The organism is Bradyrhizobium sp. 190, assembly GCF_023073415.1.
Lineage (GTDB): Bacteria > Pseudomonadota > Alphaproteobacteria > Rhizobiales > Xanthobacteraceae > Bradyrhizobium.
Genome location: NZ_JADPJL010000008.1, coordinates 583,137 through 603,214 on the forward strand (window position 1 = coordinate 583,137; position 20,078 = coordinate 603,214).

Here is a 20,078-nt window from a genome sequence, read left to right on the forward strand (position 1 = left end):
CAGTGCTTCTAACTGTGGTTGCCGGAACCGGGTTTCTCGGCCTCCGATATTGGCAGGAGAGACAAACGGCAAGTCTTGCGCACGAGCGCAGCCGCCAGGTGCTCGAGACGCTGGATCGGCTGAAATCGATCATCGCCGACGTGGAGGCACAAAGGCGCGGCTATCTGCTGACGCTCGACCCCTCATATCTCAAGGCCTACGGCGTCTCCGACGAAAGCGTGCGGCGGGACGCGCAGGCGCTCCAGGCTCTGGTCGCGGGCGATCCATTGCAGAACCATCGTGCCGGACATCTGGCGCTGACCGTCGCAGCAAAGCTGCGCGAGATCGATGACATCGTCAAAACTGCCCAAACCAGCTCCGGGCCGGCAGCGCTGGCGCTGATCCGCAGCCTGGACGAGATAAGATCGCAGATCGACCAGATGGTGGACCACGAGCGCTTCCTGCTCGTGGATCACGAGAGGCGCGCCGGGGCACTCGAACAACGCAAAGCCTGGCTGATCGCGACGGCAGTCGTCATCGTCGCAGTCCTGGCAGTGGTGGCTTTGGCACTCGCCCGGCGCGAAGCGCTCCGGCGGCGTAAAGCGATCGCGGAGAACGTCGCGCTTCACGGCGATCTCGTGGCGCGCGACAAGAAGATCCGGCGCCTGGTCGACGCCAACATCGTCGGGATCATCATCTGGGAAGTCGAGGGGCGCATTCTTGAGGCCAATGACGAGTTTCTCCGCATGGTGGGATACGACCGGGAGGATCTCACCGCGGGTCGCCTGCACCGGACAACGCTGACGCCGCCGGAATGGCGCGACCGCGACGCGCGTACAGTGGCAGAGCTCAAGCGGATCGGGGCTGCCCAACCATTCGAGAAAGAGTACTTGCGGAAAGATGGAAGCCGCGTGCCGGTGCTGATCGGCGGGGCGATGTTCGAGGAAGGTACAAGTCAAGGTGTTGGCTTTGTCCTCGATTTGACCGAGCGCAAGCGGGCGGTGGAGGCGCTGCGGCAGAGCGAGGAACGCTTTCGTACCCTCGTGCAATTCTCTTTCGACGTGTACTGGGAGACCGACGCGCAGCATCGCTTTATTCATCAGGAGTTCGCGGAGAGCCTTGCCGACGCTCCGGAGTTGGGCTCCGAGATCGGTAAGACACGCTGGGAAGTGCCTTACCTGGAGCCCGACGAAGAGGGCTGGCGCAAGCACCGGGAGACGCTCGATGCCCACCTGCCGTTCCGTGATTTCGAGCTCGCGCGGCATGGCCCCGACGGCAGCAAGCGTTACGTGTCCGTCTCCGGGCTGCCGGTGTTTGACGAGACGGGGCGCTTCGTCGGCTACCGCGGCGTCGGGCGGCATATCACCGAACGTAGGCGGGCCGAGGAAGCCCTGCGCGCCATGCAGGCGGAACTCGCGCACGCCAATCGCGTCACCACGATGGGGGAGCTGTCGGCCTCGATTGCTCATGAGGTCAACCAGCCGATTGCCGCGACGGTTACCAATGCCGAGGCAGCCCTGCGCTGGCTGCGCGCCCAACCGCCCGATCTCGACGAGGTCCGCGCCTCCCTCAGCCGTATCGTCGAGGACGGCAAGCGCGCCGGCAACGTCATCAGCGGCATCCGGGCCCTCATCAACAAGGTGCCGCCGCGGAAGGATCGGTTCGACCTCAACGAAGCCATCCTCGAAATGATCGCGCTGACCCGAAGCGAAGTGCTGCGGCATGGCATCTTGCTGCGGACCGAGCTCGCGCCCGGATTGCCAGGGGTGGATGGCGATCGCACTCAACTCCAGCAGGTGACGCTGAACCTCATCCTCAATGCCATTGAAGCCATGGGCGGCATCGACGCGAGGGCGCGCGAGCTACGGATCAACACCGAGCGGGAGGCTGCGGGCGGCGTGCTTGTCACGGTTCGCGATTCCGGCCCGGGCCTGGACCCGACGGATATGGAGCGCGTGTTCAAGGCGTTCTACACGACCAAGCCCAAGGGCATGGGCATGGGCCTCGCTATCTGCCGGTCTATGGTCGAGGCTCACGGCGGACGGATGTGGGCGAGCGCGAATGAACCTGGGGGCGCCGTCTTTCAGTTTACCCTGCCGCTGGAACGAGACGAGAGCGTTCCAGCCCGGCACGTCCGACCCAATCCAGCCGCATGAGATTGCAGGCTAGGGAAGCAAATGAGATCCGTTCTCGGCTACCGCAGATGTTTTCGATGGTTCGGATCGGGTCCGCTGCGTGCAGTCCATGATTAACGGCATGGCACGGGCCCGCTTTTGGCACAAAACGACCGGTTGGCGGGAGGCCCCGATCCGCTAGAGTGTCCTCCAACGGATGAGCGGACGCGGTTGCGTCGTCTGCCGCAAGAAGATGCAGGGGGAAGCATGGGCCGGAAGATCGCGATTGTCGGAGCGGGCGCCGTCGGCGGATATGCCGGTGCCCATATCGTGCAGGCGGGCGAGGACGTCACGTTCATCGATCCCTGGCCCGAGCATGTCGAGCACATGCGGAAGCACGGGCTGCGCGTTACCCACGCCATGGACGTCGCGGAGTTCTCGGTTCCGGTGCGCGCGCTCCACGTCACGGATGCGCAGCAGCTCGCCAAGGAGAAGCCGGTCGAAATCGCCTTCGTTTGCATGAAGTCCTACGACACGGCCTGGGCGACCATGCTGATCCAGCAATATCTGGCGCCGGACGGCTTTGTCGTGTCACTGCAGAACTGCATGAACGAGGAGACGATTGCCGGCATTGTCGGCTGGGGCAAGACGCTGGGCTGCATTGCCAGCAGCATCACGGTGAACCTGCCTGCGCCCGGCCATATCCACCGCGGCGCCGGCAAGGGCGGGGCGGCGCACACGGTGTTTCGCGCCGGCGAGGTGCACGGCCGTATCACGCCACGGGCGGAGGAGGTCTGCCGCCTGGTCGGCTACTCCGACAGTGCCAAGGTGACGGACAATCTCTGGGGCGAGCGCTGGTCGAAACTGGTCGCCAATGTCATGGGCAACGGGCTCTCCGCCTGCACCGGCCTGCCGGGCGCGGAAATCCTGCAAAGCGAGCCGCTTCGCCGTTTCTCCACGCGGCTCGGCAGCGAGGCGATCCGCGTCGGACAGGCGCAGGGCTATCAACTGGAGGAGATTTTGCACCTGCCGCCTGATACGATCGCGCGCGCCGGCGAAGGCGACGAGGCGGCAATGCGCGTCTGCGACGAGCAGCGTTTCAAGGACGGCAAACGGACTTCCTCTCAGCAGCGTCCCTCGATGGGGCAGGACATGCAGAAGGGAAGGCGCACGGAGATAGAATTCCTCAACGGGCTCGTGGTGCGCGAGGGCGAGAAGATCGGCATTTCCTGCGCCGCAAATGCCGCGCTAACGGATATCGTCAAGCGCGTGGAGCGTGGTGAGCTGAACCCGGATCCGCGGCACATCACGGAACTGCGGCTGAACTGAACCGCTTTGCGTCATTGCGCGCATGGGAAATCGCCATGGGAATAAAAAGCCATACTGCTGCGCCGACGGCAGCGCTTGCTCTCGGACTCTTTTTCACGCCGCCAGCTTCCATGGTTGTGTCGCTCGTCGCGGCCGTCATCGGCAATCTCAGCTTCATGCCGCCTGCAATGGGTGAGCCGGCCGCACTCACGAAAAAACAATCGGATGCGCTCAATACATATAATGATTCGCGGGGCCATTTTGAGTCGATCCTGAGCCAGCGGCGCGCACAGATCAATTCGAGTAAACCGCTCCCGAACTTGCCGGGACAGGCACTCTACCTTGCACGCAACAACATGATGAGCGCATACAAGGACCTCACCGACGCTATTCCGTCCAAAATAGGCGGGCCCAATAAATACGGAATCCCTCCGGCATACTTTAGCGCCGACAACGAGCCGCTGCTCGATGAGTACAGGAGACTCTTCGACGTCATGCAGGCGCCGCCCGCCAATGCGCAAAACTCAGATACGCCATTCAAGGATGTTGTCGAATTGGGCACTGCCATTGCGCGAGCCAGGGGCCTTGACGCGGTCAATGCCGAAGCGGCAGGCCGTATCAGCCTGGGGCTGTTCTTTGCCGAGACAAATGGCAATCAGAACATTGGGAATGCGCGCTCGAATAAATACAAGGGCAGTTTGCAAACAGGCGTACCCGAAGATCAAAATGGGCGAAGAAAATGGGCGACTATAAAGAAGTCGATAGCAGCCTTTGATCCTGCACTGAACGCTCGCGACGACAGGGAAGAGGCACGGGCCGGCAATCTGGATCACCGGTACAACCACTGGACCGCCGTACGAGATGGCCTGATGAATGCGCACGCGGATATTTTCCCGCAGGTGCCGTCTATCGTGAAAACACTGCCAGATCCGATCGATCAGATGAAGCTCTTTGAACTCATCCAGATTATTCCGAGTCCGACGAAGTCCGCACTCAAGTCAAGCAACCTGCTCAACTATAGAATTTCTGACCCGACAATCATGGGATACCTGCGAAACAACAGCGTTTTCACCTTTGGACAGGCTGACCGGGCCAAAACATCTGCAACCTTCCGCGAAATTCTCGATGCGATGTGGCTCTTCAACGACAAGTTTGAACGAGCGCTTGCCGAGTTCGACAAGATCAAGGCGCGATCAAAGAGTTGACGTCGGCAGGTCGGAATCCGATGCCAGGTGGGGCCCACCCCGTCATCAGAGCGGACCGAGGATGCCCCATCGAGGCTCGCAGAATTCCTTCACCGCCGCCGTGACACCGCTGCTGATGATGTCCCGGCGTTCAGGCGAACCCATCATGAGTTCTTCGTCCCGGTTGATGATCGAGCCCGCCTCCAGCAGGGCGGCAGCCATCCGGGTTTTTCTCAGCACGATGAGCTCATCGTAGCGATAGACGCCGGTCTCCTTGTTCAGCAGCGGACGCTGGTACCGGCCCATGATGGGTTGCGAATATTGCCTGGCATAATCGAGGCCCTGGGCCTTCATTTCCTTGCCGATCAGTTCGGCGAACGAGAGGCTCGTCTTGAAGTCCGGATTGCTGCGGGAGACGAAGACGGAATATCCGCTGAAGCGGTCGCTGAAACGGCTTTTCTTTCCCTCGAATTCCCAGTCCTCGAGGAATTTGTTGGGCACGGAGTCATGATGGATCGACAGGAAGAGATCCGCAGGCAGATTGTTGGCGGCGTCGACGCGTTTGACGAGGCTGCGCCTGGCCTTGCCCTCGGTCAGAAGCAATTTGGTCCGGGCAAAGCCTTCGGCCTTCAACTTCTCCTCGATCTGCTTCGCTAGGCGCAGATTGAAGGCGAACTCGGAGACGTTGCGGGCGCTGATCGCGCCTTCCGATTCGGCGGTATGCCCCACATCCAGGACGATCCGGAACTTCGCGGGATCGCAACGGGCCACAACCGGTTTCAAAGCGGCAGGGTTCAATTGGACCGGACCCACGGCGGCAAGTTTTACCGTGTGCCGCTTTGGTGAGGCGGCACGCTTCGCCAAAGTGGCTGGCTTGCGCGAAGTAAGGTGCTTTGTCGATTTGGCTTGTTTTGTCGATTTGGCTTGCTTTGATTTGAAGAGATCCGACAGCCAGCCGGCATCGCTGGCCTCGATCGGCAGAAGCACCATTGCGGCCATCGTGACGATGATGGTGCGGCGGCGGGGCCAAAATCCCGAAGCGACACTACCGAGAACACAAATGAACCCGCGGCGCTTCATGCTCGCCCCCTCCCCGAGAGGCCATTATAGCAGCTCAGATCGCGATACCGGAAGAGGTCAATGACACGGGCTGCGGGTGCTCCGGGTAACCGGCTTTCCCTGCGCCCTCCGTCGTTCATGGCGCAGGAACTCAAGCACGGCACAGGCGCATCATGTCATCCGTTATTGCCGCCCTTGGTTTCCATCGCGCAATCTACCCAAGCACCTGATTATCTGCGGATTTTTTAATCCCCTTCCACTCCGCGGGAAATAAAATCACCCGCGTTGAGATCGCGTGTCGCTGTCGCGAAGATCGCAGCCAGAGCCACACCCTTGAGCGAGGCGCGACATGGCAAAGATGCGAGCGATCGATGCAGCCGTACGGATCCTGGAAAAGGAGGGCGTGACCATCGCCTTCGGCGTGCCCGGCGCGGCGATCAATCCGCTATACTCCGCGCTGAAGAAGCGGGGCTCGATCGGCCACATCCTGGCGCGCCATGTCGAGGGCGCCTCCCATATGGCCGAGGGCTATACCCGCGCCAGGGCCGGCAATATCGGGGTCTGCATCGGCACATCGGGGCCGGCCGGCACCGACATGATCACGGGACTTTATTCGGCGATCGCGGACTCGATCCCGATCCTATGTATCACCGGGCAGGCGCCGCGCGCGCGGCTCTACAAGGAAGACTTTCAGGCGATCGATATCGAATCCATTGCCAAACCCGTGACGAAATGGGCGGTCACCGTGCGCGAGCCGGCGCTGGTGCCGCGTGTGTTCAGCCAGGCGTTTCACATCATGCGCTCGGGGCGGCCCGGACCTGTGCTGATCGACCTGCCGCTCGACGTGCAGCTTGCGGAAATCGAATTCGACGACGAGACCTACGAGCCGCTGCCGGTCTACAAGCCTGCTGCCACGCGCAAGCAGATCGAAAAGGCGCTCGAAATGCTCAACGCGGCGGAGCGGCCGCTGATCGTGGCGGGTGGCGGCGTCATCAATGCCGATGCGTCGGAGCTGCTGGTGGCGTTCGCCGAGGCCGTCAACGTTCCCGTGGTGCCGACGCTGATGGGGTGGGGCGCCATTCCCGATGATCACGTGCTGATGGCGGGCATGGTCGGCTTGCAGACCAGCCACCGCTACGGCAACGCGACCATGCTGCAATCCGACTTCGTGCTCGGGATCGGCAACCGCTGGGCCAACCGGCACACTGGTTCGATCGAGACCTACACCAAGGGTCGGACGTTCGTGCATGTCGACATCGAACCTACGCAAATCGGCCGCGTCTTCAATCCCGATTTCGGCATCGTGTCCGACGCCAAGGCGGCGCTGGAATTGTTCGTCGCGGTTGCCAAGGAGTGGCGGAAGGCCGGCAAGCTCCGGGAGAGGCAGGCGTGGCCGGCGGCGTGCCAGGACCGCAAACGCACCATGCTGCGCAAGAGCCATTTCGACGACATGCCGATCAAGCCGCAGCGCGTCTATGAGGAGATGAGCAAGGCGTTCGGACGCGACACCTGCTATGTCAGCGTGATCGGACTGTCGCAGATCGCAGGCGCGCAGTTTCTGGGCGTCTACGGTCCGCGCAACTGGATCAATGCGGGGCAGGCCGGTCCGCTCGGCTGGACATTGCCGGCGGCGCTCGGCGTGCGAGCAGCCGATCCGAGCCGCGAGATCGTCGCGCTGTCGGGCGATTATGATTTCCAGTTCCTGATCGAGGAGCTGGCGGTCGGCGCCCAGTTCAAGCTGCCCTACATCCACGTCGTCGTGAACAATTCCTATCTCGGACTGATTCGGCAGGCGCAGCGCGGCTTCGACATGGACTACCACGTCCAGCTCTCGTTCGAGAACATCAACGCGCCGGAGATCGGTGTCTACGGCGTCGACCACATCGCGGTCGCCAAGGGGCTGGGCTGCAAGGCGATCCGCGTCACCGATCCGAACCATGCACAGGCGGCATTCGCCACCGCGCGGGAATGGATGGCCGAATTCCAGGTGCCTGTGGTGGTCGAGTTCATTCTCGAGCGCGTCACCAATATCTCGATGGGAACCGAGATCGACAACATCGTCGAATTCGAGGAGGTGCTCGATCTGCCGCTGGACGACACGCCGGCAAGGCCGAGCGCACCGCAATCCGGCAAGCTGCTGCCGGCATAAATCGAGGAGAGTAGATCGTGCCAAAATTTGCCGCCAATCTCACCATGCTGTTCGGTGAGCAGCCGTTCCTCGATCGCTTCGCGGCCGCCAAGGCCGCCGGCTTCAGCGGGGTGGAATATCTATTCCCCTATGATTTCGACAAGGCCGAGTTGCGCGAGCAATTGCACCAGCACGGGCTGACGCAGGTGCTGCACAATCTTCCGGCGGGCAATTGGGGAGCCGGCGAGCGTGGCATCGCCATTCTGCCCGACAGGATCGACGAGTTTCGCGATGGCGTCGCGCGCGCCATCGACTACGCCAAGGCGCTCGATTGCCGTCAGCTCAACTGCCTCGTCGGCATCGCGCCTGACGGCGTGGACAGGATCGATCTGAACGAAGTGCTGGTCGGAAATCTGCGTTTCGCCGCGGATGCGCTCGCCAGGGAAGGGATCAAGCTCCTGATCGAGCCGATCAACACGATCGATATTCCCGGCTTCTTTCTGAACCGGACCGAGCAGGCGCTTCAGATCATTGCGGACGTGCGCTCGAGCAACCTATTTGTGCAGTACGACATCTACCACATGCAGATCATGGAAGGCGACATTGCGCGCACCTTGCAAAAGCACCTGCCGCGCATCGCCCATGTCCAGCTTGCCGATAATCCCGGCCGCAATGAGCCGGGGACGGGCGAGATCAACTATCCCTTCCTGTTCCGTCATCTCGACGCTATTGGTTATCGCGGCTGGGTCGGGTGCGAATACAAGCCGAGGACGACGACGGTCGAGGGCCTCGGTTGGCACGCCGCGCTGACGGCCGATACTTGAACAAGAAGCAAAAAAGAACAAAGGGGAGTTTGATATGAGCGATATCGGCTTTATCGGCCTCGGCACCATGGGGCGCCCGATGGCAGGCCATCTCCAGGCCGCCGGCCACCGCCTGTTCCTGCATGATGTCGTGCCTGTTGCATCGGAGCTGGTCGCGGGCGGCGGCGTGGCGTGCAAATCGGGCAAGGAAGTCGCTGAGAAGGCGGACATTGTCATCATCATGGTGCCGGACACGCCGCATGTGGAAGCGGTGTTGTTCGGACAGGATGGTGTCGCGGCCGGCCTCTCGAAGGGGCAGATCGTCGTCGACATGAGTTCGATCTCGCCGCTTGCCACCAAGGAATTCGCGAAGAAGGTGGAAGCGCTCGGCGCCGATTATCTCGATGCGCCGGTTTCGGGTGGGGAGGTCGGCGCCAAGGCGGCGAGCCTGACAATCATGGTCGGTGGACCGGAACGCGCGTTCAACGCCATGAAGCCCGTATTCGACAAGATGGGCAAGAACGTCACCCTCGTCGGCGCCAATGGCGACGGGCAGACCACCAAGGTCGCCAACCAGATCATCGTGGCGCTGACGATCGAGGCGGTCGGCGAGGCGCTGTTGTTCGCGTCGAAAGCCGGCGCGGATCCGGCGCTGGTGCGGCAGGCGCTGATGGGCGGCTTTGCATCGTCGCGAATTCTAGAAGTGCATGGCGAGCGCATGGTGAAGCGCAATTTCGAGCCGGGATTCCGCATCGAGCTGCACCAGAAGGATCTCAACCTGGCGCTGGAGGGCGCGCGTGCGCTCGGCATTTCCTTGCCGAGCACGGCGGTCGCCCAGCAACTGTTCAGCTCCTGCACCGCCCATGGCGGCAAGGCGTGGGATCATTCCGGCATGGTGCGTGCGCTGGAGATGATGGCGAACCATCAGGTCGCAAAAGGCTGATTTAGACCGGAACTTCCCTGTGACTGGAACCGCGTCGAAGTTTCGGCGCGGCTCTTTTTGCTGCCGCATTGGAACCGGAACCTCTCGCTCTTCCAGTGGTTGAGAGGCATCGTCAAATTCACTGGAGGACGCGATGAATAATCGTTTGGCTGTTTCACTGATTGCCGTCTCGCTGCTGGTCCCTGGCGCGGCATTTGCCCAGTCGTCGACCACCGCCAGAGGCGCGGCCGACGGCGCCGCTGCGGGCGGCGAAGTGGGTGGCCCGGTCGGCGCAATCGTCGGCGGCACCGTGGGTGCCGCGGTCGGCGCAGCCGTGGAAATTCCGAACGCCGTGATTACCGGGCTCCCGCGGGACCGTTCTGTCGTGGTTCGTGAGCGGGTGGTCGTCGGCGAGCCGCTGCCGCCGACCGTCGAATTGCGTGCGGTGCCGCAGCACACCGAATACGGTTATGCGGTCGTCAATGAGCGCCGTGTGATCGTGGAGCCCCGCACGCGCCGGGTCGTCAAGATCATCGACTAACGGACGCAGCAGTTACGAAAGCAATCCTCGCGGGTCATCGTCCCGCGAGGATTTTTTTGTCACGACGGGCTGTGGCGTGTTCGCCTGATCGTCCAGTCGAGCGCCGCAGCAGCCGCAAGGCCGAGCGATGCCGCCAGCGCGTCGACCACAAAGTCCGTCAGCCGTGCGTGCCGACCGGGCGCCCAGAACTGCAGGATTTCGATCACCCCGGTAAAGGCGATAACGAAGGCCGCCGTGTGCAACCGGTTGCGTGTATGGGCCAGTCCGAAAGCGAGTCCCAGCAGGACGAAGGCAAGTGCATGCTCTCCGTTCTGTCCGAGGCTTAAGTGGGGCCGCTGTCCCGCCGGCCCGAGCGTCGCAAAGGCGATGGCGGCGGCCAGGCCCCAGGCGATTAGTCGAAAAATGATCGTCATCGCGGTGGCATAGCACGGTTTTATGTGCCGGATACCCCCGCGCACGCGAAGTGGCGATGCCTGTGGTTAATTGCCGTCAGAGCGGCTCCCGCACGCCCATACCGTGCATGAAGCGCTCCCGGATTTGTACGGGATCGCGGCGGGTGGTGCCTGTGCCCGGCTTGTCGTCGATACGCACGCCGATCAACGTCGGGCCTGCGGCCGACATGGACGCTTCGATCAGGCGCTCGAAATCGCCTTCGTCCGCCGCCCAGCTGCTATTGGTGAGCCCGCTCGCGACCGCGATGGCGACGATGTCGGCGACGGCGGCACCCGGCGTCGGTTGCGCGCCGGTGATCTGGTAGATGCCGTTGTCCATCACCACCATGGTGAGGTTCTTCGGCGCCAGCGTCGCGATGGTCGAGAGCGAACCCAGTTGCATCAACAGCGACCCGTCGCCTTCGAGCGCAAAGATGCGCCGGTCCGGCTGCGCGAGCGCCACGCCGAGCGCGATCGGGAAGGCGAGGCCCATGCTGCCAAGCATGTAGAAATTCTGCGGCCGGTGGCCGGCGGCCCACAGGTCGAAATTGGTGTTGCCGATGCCGCCGATCACGGCCTCCTCGTTCTTCAATTTCGCGATCAGCCGCGAGGTGATATCGAAGCGATTCATGACCTTGGTATTGCGGGCCGGGTTGTCGTTTGCGCTGCTCATGAGATCGCTCACTTGTCGAAGACCTTGCCGCCGGTCAAAAGCGGCGAGAGGATCAGCGCCACCGGCGCCTGCGTGCTGATGGCCTGCTTGATGGAGCGGTCGACGATGAATTCGAATTCGTCGAGCCGTGTGGCGGTATGGTGCTCCATCGCGAGCGAATCCAGCACCGGGCGCATGGTGCGGCATACCAGCGACTGCCCATAGTTGAATTCGCCGAGCGTGCCGCGCTCGGACACGAACATGATCAGCGGGATCTGATAGGGGATCGCCAGTGACGCCAGCACGTTCGCGAGCGTGGCAAACCCGGACGTCTGCATCAGCACCGCGCCGCGCATGCCGCCCATCCAGGCGCCCGAGACGATGCCGACCGCTTCCTCCTCGCGCGCCGTGGGGAAGGTCGTGAAGAAGGGATCGGCGTGCAGGTTCCTGATCAGCGTCGTCAGGACGCGGTCGGGCACGTAAGGGACCAGGCGGATATCGTTGCGTTTGAGGGTTTGCAGCACGATGCCGTGCCAGCTCTTCTCAGTGGTTTCGGGCGAGGTTTTTTCCTCCGCAACCGCCATTTTTGGTCTCCTCTCCCCGCGACGATATTTCGCTCGCGCTCATTCTTGGAGCGGCGAAACTTGACGCCATCAGCGGGATTGTCAACATGTTCCAACCGTATCCTGCTCTGCGCCGCGCGCCCCTACAGCCGGGATGCGACGATGTGAGATAAGAAAGATATCGGGAGGGGCTATGGCTGAATGTATCCGGATTGCTGCCAACGCCGCGGCGCTGGCCGCTGCACCGCCCGCACTTCTGCTGAGATTTTCCACCTGATCGTGGTCCCGAGCGGCCATCCCGCCAAACCAGTCAAGCTCTACGCTTTGCCGAACTGAAAGTTGCCAAGAAAAATGACCGTCAACAACAAGCGTGTGTTCTATGTCAAATATCTCGCCAATGAGATTTACGTTGATATCCTCAAAGCCCGCCCGGACGTGCGGCTCGACCGGCTGGAGAACGAAAGCCCCGATGCGGTCGCAGCGCCAATTTTGGCGGCGGCGCATGCCTATCAGGTTGGTGCGGCGCGTGACGAGATTGCCAGGCATTTCCATGTCGACAAGGATTTGCTGCAGCGGGCGCCGAACCTCCTGATCGTGTCCTCGAACGGCGCGGGCTTCGATCCCGTCGACGTCGATGCCTGCACCGCGGCCGGCGTGCTCGTCGTCAATCAATCCGGCGGCAACGCCAATTCGGTCGCCGAGCATGCGCTCGGCATGCTGCTGACGCTGTCCAAGCGCATCCTCGAATCTGACCGCGCGCTGCGCCGCGAGGCCAACGTCAATCGCAATGCGCTGATCGGCAACGAGGCGCAGGGCAAGACGATCGGCATCGTTGGCCTCGGCAATGTCGGCCGCCGCATCGCGGAGCTGTGCAACGGCCTGCTGCACATGAAGGTGATTGCCTACGATCCTTATCTGACTGCGGAGGAGATGGCCGCGCGGGGCGGGGAGAAGGTCGAACTCGACGAGTTGATGCGCCGTTCGGACTTCGTCTCGATCTCATGCCCCCTGACCAAGGACAATCGCCGCATGATCGGCGCCCGCGAGTTCGCGCTGATGCAGCCGCACGCATTCTTCATCACCACCGCCCGTGGCTTCATTCACGATGAGGACGCGCTGTACGAGGCGTTGCGCGACAAGCGGATTGCCGGCGCCGGCCTCGACGTCTGGGACAAGGAGCCGCCGCCGCCGGAGCATCCGCTGCTGCAGTTCGACAATGTGCTGGCGAGCCCGCACACCGCAGGGGTGACGAAGGAAGCGCGGGTGAACATGGGCAGGATCGCCGCCGAACAGATTCTCGACGCGCTCGACGGCAAGCGGCCGCCGCGCGTCGTCAATCCCGAGGTGTGGCCCGATTACGTCAAGCGCTTCGAGCGCGCGTTCGGATTCGCGCCGAAATAGGCCATCACGTCAGCGAGAGACGATCCCATGATGGCCGAACCGGCAGACCGCTTTTATGAGTCGCAGGGGCTGCGGTTGCATTATGTCGACTGGGGCAACGAGGCCGCGCCGCCCCTGATCCTGGTTCATGGCGGGCTCGACCATTGCCGCAACTGGGATGCGATCGCGCGGGAATTGCAGCCGCATTTTCATGTCATGGCCCCGGACCTGCGCGGGCACGGCGATTCCGAATGGGCGAAGGGAAGCAGCTACAGTCTGACCGATCATGTTTATGACCTCGGCCGCTTGATCCGCTTCACGGAGCTGCGGGATGCCGCCATCGTTGGTCATTCGCTGGGGGGAATGATCTCGCTCGCCTATGCCGGAACCTATCCGGATCGGGTATCGCGCCTCGCCGTGTTGGACGGGGCCTTCCTGTCGCGCTCACAACCCGCGCCGATCCATGAACAGATGTCGCGATGGATCGATCAGCTCGACCGCATCGGGGAGCGCGAACCCAGTGCCTTCCGCACGATCGAGGAGGCGGCGCAGCGGCTTTCGACGCGCAACAAGCGGCTGACGTCCGAGTTGGCGCTTCATCTCGCCCGCCACGGCCTCCGGCAGGACGCCGATGGCCTCTATCGCTGGAAGTTCGATCACTATCAAAGGGCGAGGGCGCCGTATCGGCTGTCACCGGACGAATATGCCGCCTTATGGTCGCGCATCACCTGTCCCACCTTGCTGATGTGGGGCGACGAAAGCTTTCTTCCCGACCCCGAGGCCGCCGGCCTGCTCGCACATTTCAAGCGAGCCGAGCTGCAGAAGATCGCGGGCGCCGGGCACTGGCTTCATCATGACCGGCTCGATGTCGTCCTCGCGTCGTTGCGGCGGTTTCTTGATGCGCCGCAGCCCGTTCAAGCACAGTGAGATGAAATGTCAGACAAGATACGCCATGTTCGTCAGCTAAGTCCGGAATCCGCAGGCGAGGCGCCGGGCCGCGGGCGCCTTCAGGGCCGCAAGATTCTGGTCGTCGGCGGCGGACAGCGGACGTTCGACGCCGCCACCGATCCCGTTGGAAACGGCCGGGCCATGTCGCTGCTGTTTGCGAGGGAAGGGGCCCATGTCGCGGTCGCCGATTTGAACCGCACCAGCGCCGACGACACCGTCGGGCGCATTGCGGCCGAGGGAGGCCAGGCGTTTTCGATCGAGGCCAACATCGCGCGCGAAGACGATGTCAACCGGATGGTCGACGAGGCGATGGAGGGTCTCGGCGGCATTGATGGCATGGTGCTCAATGTCGGCATCGGGGTGGGGGCGCTCGGGCTCGACGGCGTGGACCTCAAGGAGTGGAACGACACCTTCGCGGTCAACCTGACGGGGCCGATGCTCTGCTGCCGCAAGGCGCTCAAGCACGTCGCCGACGGATCCTCGATCGTGTTCATCTCATCGATTGCGGCGCTGCGTTCCGGTTCGCAGCTGATCGCCTATGACGCGTCGAAAGCGGCGCTCGGCGGCCTGATGCGCAATGTCGCGAAGGAAGGCGCCAGGCGCGGCATTCGCGCCAACATCATCTACCCCGGCCTGGTCGATACGCCGCTCGGCCGGCACACCAGCGCCGGCCGGCCATCGCGAAGCGCGTCGGGCGTGCCGTTCGGGCGAATGGCGACAGGCTGGGAAATCGCCTACGCGGCGCTGTTTTTCATCTCCGACGAGAGCGTTTACGTCAACGCGCAGGCGCTGGCGGTCGACAGCGGCATCACCGGACTATGAGCCAAAATCCGGGGAGAAGATTTCATCCGCGGACAGGCCGATCGCGGCAATAAATCCACTGCCGATCGGCGTCCAGACGAAGCGTACATTGCTATTTTCCCAGGGATCTCGACTAGTTAGCCGCCTAAGACCATTTTCCGTGTGCGCCCTTTTTCACTGGCGCCCATGGAAGATGTCAGATGCGACAGGTTCGTTCATTTCTGCGCAACGCCCCGTCCCGGATCGGACGCCGGCTGGCCCAGATCGTCGCCATCGCCGCCGCCAGCCTGCCGGCCGCCGGCGCTTAAGGCGCTCGTCCTTACTTCTCCTGCGTCACGTTTACTTCCGCCAGCGCCTGGTCGAGCCTTTGGACAAGCAGGTCGGCGTGTTCGGTGCCGAACACCAGCGGTGGACGGATCTTGAGCACGTTGCCTTGCGGTCCGGCTGAACTGATCAGCACGCGCCGCTCACGCAACAGGTTCACGACACGCGCGGCCTCCGCCGTGGCAGGCGTTCCCGTTTGTCCGCCGTGCCGCAGCTCGACGCCGACGAATAGCCCGGCACTGCGGATTTCCGCGATCAACGGATATCGCGCCTTTAGCTGCCGGAGCAGTTTGACCAGATAGTCGCCGGTGTGTTGCGCGTTCTGCATCAACCCTTCGGATTCGATCACGTCGAGCACCGCAATGCCGGCGGCGGCGGAAACCGGGTTGCCGCCAAAGGTGTTGAAGTAGCGCGACCGCCGGCCAAACTCGGCCAGCAGTTCTGGACGCGCTGCCATCCCGGCGACGGGATGGCCATTCCCCATCGGCTTGCCCATGGTGACGAGATCGGGGACGAGGTCGTGGCGGGCAAAACCCCACATCTGTTCGCCGCAGCGGCCGAAGCCGGGTTGTACTTCGTCGGCGATGAATAGCGCGCCTTCTGCCCGGACGGCTTCGACCGCCGGGCGCAAGAAACCAGGGGGATCGGCGAACACGCCGTCGCTGGAAAAGATGGTGTCGACCAGAAGCGCCGCAGGCTTGATGCCGCATTTTCTCATGTCTTCCAGCGCGGCGCTGACATGACGGGCAAACACTTCGCCGGCGTTTGCTTCCGAGCCGGGCGCCGGTATCAGTCGTGCGTGACTGGCATCCGGACGCGGAAGTCCGAGCGAGGGAGACAGCTCAGTCAGCGCGCTGGTGACGCCGTGATAGGCGTTTGCGGTGACGATGAAGCCGGTGCCGCCGGTGCAGGTTCGCGCCACCCGCAAGGCGAGGTCATTGGCTTCGCTGCCGGTGCAGGTGAACATGACGTGACCGATCTGGTGCGGAAACGTCGCGAGCAGCTTTTCCGCGAAGTCGAGTACGGTCTCGTGCAGGTATCGCGTATGCGTGTTGAGCACGGCGGCCTGCCGCGCAATCGCCTGCACGACGTGCGGATGGCAGTGCCCGACGGATGCAACGTTGTTGTAGGCGTCCAGATAACGATTTCCGGCAGCGTCATGGAGCCAGACGCCTTCGCCGCGGACGAACTGGACCGGCTGGTCGTAGAACAGGCGGTACGCTGGACCGAGCAGCCGGCTTCGTCGTGCGATCATGTCTTGTGTCGAAATGGCCTCATCGGCGGCGGACATCTCTCTACCCCACATCGCATGCGCGTTGGATTTGAAACGTGGCCCGGTCTCGCGACAGCGTGGCCATGCGCTGTAGCCGCCCCCAGGCCGCGGCATTGTTGCGCAGAATGTAGTTGCGGTTAGCAGGATAACGGGCGGCTCGCCAACTGCTGATCACGACCGTCATGGCCATGCGCGTGGCGATCAGGTCGAACAGCACGCTGAATTCGGCCGGCTCGAGCGGCAGCACGGCATGGTAGGCCGCGATCATCTCGCAGGCCGGCGCAAGCGGATCGTCGCTGTCGGCAACCTGATACGCTGCCGTGATCGCAAGGTCGTTGACCCGCGCCGTGCAGGTGAGGTCGCCGAAATCGATGATCCCGGCAACGACGGCATGGGTTTCGGGGTCGACGACGACGTTGTGCGGGTTGAGGTCGTTATGGACGGGTTGGTTCGGCAACTGCGGAAGTAGCTGCAGCGCGCGAGCTTCGAAACCGCCGAGAACATCCTCAACCAGACCGCGACGCTCGGCCGGGACGGCGTCGATCAGCGGCCGCAGTTCAGCGGCGTGCTGAAGGTCCCAAAGCAACTTGTGATTGGCCCCGCTATGGCTGAAATCAGAAAGACCCCGCGCGAGCCTTGCGGCGCAGCGGCCGAGATCGCGCCGCAGCGCCGTCGATGCTGCGACCGCATGCATCGGCGTTCCCGCGAGATACGACAACAGGCGCACAACCCGGGTCGAGCCGTCGTCGAACGCAATCTCAAGTTCCGTCATGCCGTTGCGTGCCGGAAAGATGCGCGGGACCGGCAGGCTGGGATCGGCGGCAGCGAGGTGAAGCAGGGCCTCCGTCTGCAGGTTGGTCACCGCGCGGTCTTCCGCGGGATTGGCAATCTTCAGGACGAATTCGCTGCCACTCAGCGAGCGCAGCCGAAAGTTCTGGTCGCGCTCGCTGTCGAGCCGGTGCACGGCGGCGATCAGGCCGTAGTGCTCGGCCGCCAGCCTTTGCGCGAGCGCTTCCGAAATGGCGGATGCGGCGCGCAGCGTGTCGATCGGGTGAGCCTCAACAGTCGCGGCAGACGAGTCCGGCACTAGAATATCCATTGGTGTCGCTCAGTAGCCGCGTTCGCGATCGACGGAATGAGGTGGGCGCCGTCCGGTTCGTATCGCTTCCGCCGTGGCGCGAAACGTCGCGCCGATTGCTTCCACGCTGACTTCGCATGCATCGTGCGGCGTGACGACGATGCGGGGGTGTCGCCAGAATGGATGGCGCGGCGCCAATGGTTCGGTCGAGAACACATCAAGCGCGGCGCCGGCGAGCTGGCCGTTTTCCACGGCGGCGAGCAGATCAGCTTCGACCAAATGCTCGCCGCGGCCGACCTGGATCAGGTAGCCGCCACGATACATGCGGGCGAACGTCCTTTGGTTGAGAATGCCCTTCGTTTCCGGCGTCAGCGGCAGCAGGTTCACGAGAATTTCGGTCTGGCCGAGCATGGCATCGAGGCCGGCGGCGCCATTGAAGCCGCGCACGCCTTGCGGCGTCTGCTTTGCGGTTCGGCTCCACGCCATGACCGGGAAACCCAGCAAAGCGAGATCGGCGGCGACCCTGCGGCCAATCTCGCCAAAGCCCAGAATGCCGACCGGCACATCCTGCGCCCGGCGCAGGGCGAGACGCTGCCAGCGTTCCTCGCGCTGCTGGCCCTGATAGGCCGCAAAGCGCCGCTGATGCCCGATCACGTGCCAGGCAACAAAACCCGACATCATCTGCGCCTGCGCCGGATCCACGACGCGGATCACGTCGATATCGGGGCGCAGGCTGGGACACGCTAAGATGTTGTCGACGCCGGCGCCGATCGAGCAGACCGCCTGCAGATTGGGATACCGTTCGAATGCGTCATCCGGAGGATGCCAGGCCACCGCCAGCCGGACGTCTGTTGCCGGACCCTCGTGGGGATGACTGACGATTTCGATGCAGTCGGCGGCGCGCATGAATTGCGGGCCGAGATAGCCTTGAAGATCGAGGCTCTTGCTAACCAGGACGCAGCGCATCGTTCGTGGTCCCGCTCATGCCGCCTTGGACGATGACGTCTGCCCAGGCACCGCGGAGAGCAGTTCGCGCGTGTAGGCATGTTCGGGCGCCGCGAACAGCAGGGATGCGGATTTGAGTTCGACGATCGCGCCATGCTGCATCACGGCGATGCGGTCGCAGATCTGCGCAGCCACGCGCAGGTCGTGGGTGATGAACAGCATCGACAGACCGAGGCGGGACTTCAGATCCTCCAGCAGGTCCAGTACCTGTGCTTGCACGGACACGTCGAGCGCGGATACGGCTTCGTCGGCGACCAGGATTTCCGGATCGAGCGCCAGCGCCCGCGCGATTCCGATGCGCTGCCGCTGTCCGCCGGAGAATTCATGCGGAAAGCGTTCCATCGCGCTGGCATTGAGGCCGACGAGGCTGAGCAGCTCACCGGCACGCTTTCGCGCCGCCGCCGGATCGACGCCATGCGCGATTGGGCCATCGGTAATGATGTTGCCGACCTTTCGGCGCGGATTGAGCGAGGCGAATGGATCCTGGAACACCATTTGAATGCGGCGGCGCTGTTCACGCAGCGTCTTTCCTCTGATCTGGGTGAGATCGACGTCGCCGATGCGGACGGTGCCGGCATCGGGTTCGATCAGGCGCATCACGAGCCGCGCCACCGAGGATTTTCCCGAACCGGATTCGCCGACCAGACCGAGCGTCTCGCCGCGGAAGATGTCGAAGCTGACTTCCCTGGCCGCCTGCACGCGCCGTGCGGTGCGGAACCATCCGCCGCCGGTGACATAGGTCTTGCCGAGGCCGATCACTTCCACCGCCTTGCTGCGATCGAGCAGGGGCGTCCGCTGCGGTGGCTGCAGGGTGGGGACAGCGGCAAGCAATGCGCGGGTATAGGGATGCTGAGCGCGCAACAGCACATCGTCGGCTGTGCCCTGTTCGACCACCTTGCCGTGCTGAAGCACGACGACGCGATCGGCGATCTCGGCGACGACGCCGAAATCATGAGTGATGAACATGACGGCCATGTTGCGGCGGCGCTGCAGGTCGCGGATCAGCTTGAGGATTTGCGCCTGCGTCGTGACGTCGAGTGCAGTGGTCGGTTCGTCGGCCACCAGCACGGCGGGCTCGAGCGCCAGCGCCATCGCGATCATCGCGCGCTGGCGCTGGCCGCCGGATAGTTGATGGGGGTAGGCGCGAACGATCCGCTCGGGGTCGGGCAGGCCGACTTCGCCGATCAGGGCGAGGGCCTTTTGACGACGCTCCTTCGGCGTCAAGAGATCATGCGCCTCGAACATTTCGGCGATCTGGTCGCCGATCCGCATCAACGGATTGAGCGCCGTCATCGGCTCCTGAAACACCATGGCGATGCCGCGGCCGCGCAGCGCCAGCCATTCCGTTCGGCTGAGCGACAACAGATTCTTGCCGTCGAACAGGATCTCACCGGATTCAGCCGTCACGGCTTCCGGCAGCAGGCCCATCAGCGCGTGGGCGCACATCGACTTGCCGGAGCCGGATTCGCCGACCACGCAGAGGATTTTGCCGGCGGCGAGATCGAACGAAACGCCATCCACCGCATGCGCGCGGTCGCCACCGGGCGGCAGCGCCAGCTTCAGGTTCTTGATGACGACGGTCATG

General features: G+C 63.3%; 18 protein-coding genes. 10 read left to right on the forward strand and 8 right to left on the reverse strand.

Features of this window, described 5'->3' with window-relative positions:
• The first annotated feature begins 98 nt into the window (after positions 1-98).
• The 3 genes from IVB22_RS06585 (at position 99) to IVB22_RS06595 (ending at position 4,606) form a co-directional block, all read left to right on the forward strand.
• Positions 99-2,135, forward strand: a complete 2,037-nt coding sequence (locus IVB22_RS06585) for an ATP-binding protein (protein WP_374207476.1) — start codon at positions 99-101, stop codon at positions 2,133-2,135.
• Positions 2,136-2,360: 225 nt separating this feature from the next.
• Positions 2,361-3,422 (forward strand): ketopantoate reductase family protein, encoded by a 1,062-nt coding sequence (locus IVB22_RS06590; RefSeq protein ID WP_247516485.1) that lies wholly within the window; start codon positions 2,361-2,363, stop codon positions 3,420-3,422.
• A gap of 155 nt (positions 3,423-3,577) precedes the next feature.
• Positions 3,578-4,606 (forward strand): hypothetical protein, encoded by a 1,029-nt coding sequence (locus tag IVB22_RS06595; protein WP_374207494.1) that lies wholly within the window; start codon positions 3,578-3,580, stop codon positions 4,604-4,606.
• 45 nt (positions 4,607-4,651) lie between these two features.
• On the opposite strand, the gene IVB22_RS06600 is transcribed toward IVB22_RS06595, so the two are convergent.
• Entirely contained in the window at positions 4,652-5,665 is a 1,014-nt protein-coding gene (locus IVB22_RS06600) for an N-acetylmuramoyl-L-alanine amidase (RefSeq protein ID WP_247516487.1), read from the reverse strand.
• A 328-nt stretch (positions 5,666-5,993) separates the two neighbouring features.
• Between IVB22_RS06600 and gcl the strand changes: the two genes are divergently transcribed.
• The 4 genes from gcl to IVB22_RS06620 all read left to right on the forward strand — a co-directional run bounded on the left by gcl (position 5,994) and on the right by IVB22_RS06620 (position 10,038).
• Positions 5,994-7,793 (forward strand): glyoxylate carboligase, encoded by a 1,800-nt coding sequence (gcl, locus tag IVB22_RS06605; RefSeq protein WP_247516488.1) that lies wholly within the window; start codon positions 5,994-5,996, stop codon positions 7,791-7,793.
• 17 nt (positions 7,794-7,810) lie between these two features.
• Complete coding sequence (hyi, locus tag IVB22_RS06610; protein WP_247516489.1) at positions 7,811-8,596, forward strand: hydroxypyruvate isomerase; 786 nt, start codon at positions 7,811-7,813, stop codon at positions 8,594-8,596.
• A complete protein-coding gene (locus IVB22_RS06615; protein WP_308200368.1) occupies positions 8,589-9,518 on the forward strand; it encodes a 2-hydroxy-3-oxopropionate reductase in 930 nt (309 codons plus the stop codon). The genes hyi and IVB22_RS06615 overlap by 8 nt, the downstream gene beginning before the upstream one ends.
• A gap of 133 nt (positions 9,519-9,651) precedes the next feature.
• Positions 9,652-10,038 carry a DUF1236 domain-containing protein gene (locus IVB22_RS06620; RefSeq protein WP_247516491.1) on the forward strand — a complete coding sequence of 129 codons (387 nt, stop codon included), beginning with the start codon at positions 9,652-9,654 and terminating at the stop codon, positions 10,036-10,038.
• A gap of 59 nt (positions 10,039-10,097) precedes the next feature.
• Here the strand turns inward: IVB22_RS06620 and IVB22_RS06625 are convergent, their stop codons facing one another.
• From IVB22_RS06625 to IVB22_RS06635, 3 genes are all read right to left on the reverse strand, one after another.
• The gene (locus IVB22_RS06625; RefSeq protein ID WP_247516492.1) at positions 10,098-10,451 is read right to left on the reverse strand and encodes a VanZ family protein; all 354 of its coding nucleotides are present in this window, start codon (positions 10,449-10,451) and stop codon (positions 10,098-10,100) included.
• 76 nt (positions 10,452-10,527) lie between these two features.
• Entirely contained in the window at positions 10,528-11,142 is a 615-nt protein-coding gene (locus IVB22_RS06630) for a thiamine pyrophosphate-dependent enzyme (protein ID WP_247516493.1), read from the reverse strand.
• Between the two features lie 8 nt (positions 11,143-11,150).
• On the reverse strand, positions 11,151-11,705 hold the full coding sequence (locus tag IVB22_RS06635; protein ID WP_247516494.1) for a thiamine pyrophosphate-binding protein: 555 nt from the start codon (positions 11,703-11,705) through the stop codon (positions 11,151-11,153).
• Positions 11,706-12,035: 330 nt separating this feature from the next.
• Here IVB22_RS06635 and IVB22_RS06640 point away from each other — a divergent pair, with 330 nt between their 5' ends.
• The 3 genes from IVB22_RS06640 to IVB22_RS06650 are packed head-to-tail and all read left to right on the forward strand — an operon-like array spanning position 12,036 to position 14,834.
• On the forward strand, positions 12,036-13,085 hold the full coding sequence (locus tag IVB22_RS06640; RefSeq protein ID WP_247516495.1) for a hydroxyacid dehydrogenase: 1,050 nt from the start codon (positions 12,036-12,038) through the stop codon (positions 13,083-13,085).
• A gap of 27 nt (positions 13,086-13,112) precedes the next feature.
• Positions 13,113-13,991, forward strand: a complete 879-nt coding sequence (locus tag IVB22_RS06645) for an alpha/beta fold hydrolase (protein WP_247516496.1) — start codon at positions 13,113-13,115, stop codon at positions 13,989-13,991.
• 6 nt (positions 13,992-13,997) lie between these two features.
• Positions 13,998-14,834 carry an SDR family NAD(P)-dependent oxidoreductase gene (locus IVB22_RS06650; RefSeq protein ID WP_247516497.1) on the forward strand — a complete coding sequence of 279 codons (837 nt, stop codon included), beginning with the start codon at positions 13,998-14,000 and terminating at the stop codon, positions 14,832-14,834.
• 298 nt (positions 14,835-15,132) lie between these two features.
• On the opposite strand, the gene IVB22_RS06655 is transcribed toward IVB22_RS06650, so the two are convergent.
• Genes IVB22_RS06655 through IVB22_RS06670 form a run of 4 tightly spaced genes read right to left on the reverse strand, consistent with a single transcriptional unit; the run spans position 15,133 to position 20,077 of the window.
• On the reverse strand, positions 15,133-16,428 hold the full coding sequence (locus tag IVB22_RS06655; protein WP_247516498.1) for an aspartate aminotransferase family protein: 1,296 nt from the start codon (positions 16,426-16,428) through the stop codon (positions 15,133-15,135).
• A 4-nt stretch (positions 16,429-16,432) separates the two neighbouring features.
• Entirely contained in the window at positions 16,433-17,509 is a 1,077-nt protein-coding gene (locus tag IVB22_RS06660) for a phosphotransferase (RefSeq protein ID WP_247516499.1), read from the reverse strand.
• 9 nt (positions 17,510-17,518) lie between these two features.
• On the reverse strand, positions 17,519-18,454 hold the full coding sequence (locus tag IVB22_RS06665) for a glyoxylate/hydroxypyruvate reductase A (protein ID WP_247516500.1): 936 nt from the start codon (positions 18,452-18,454) through the stop codon (positions 17,519-17,521).
• 15 nt (positions 18,455-18,469) lie between these two features.
• Positions 18,470-20,077 (reverse strand): ABC transporter ATP-binding protein, encoded by a 1,608-nt coding sequence (locus IVB22_RS06670; RefSeq protein ID WP_247516501.1) that lies wholly within the window; start codon positions 20,075-20,077, stop codon positions 18,470-18,472.
• Position 20,078 lies beyond the last annotated feature (1 nt).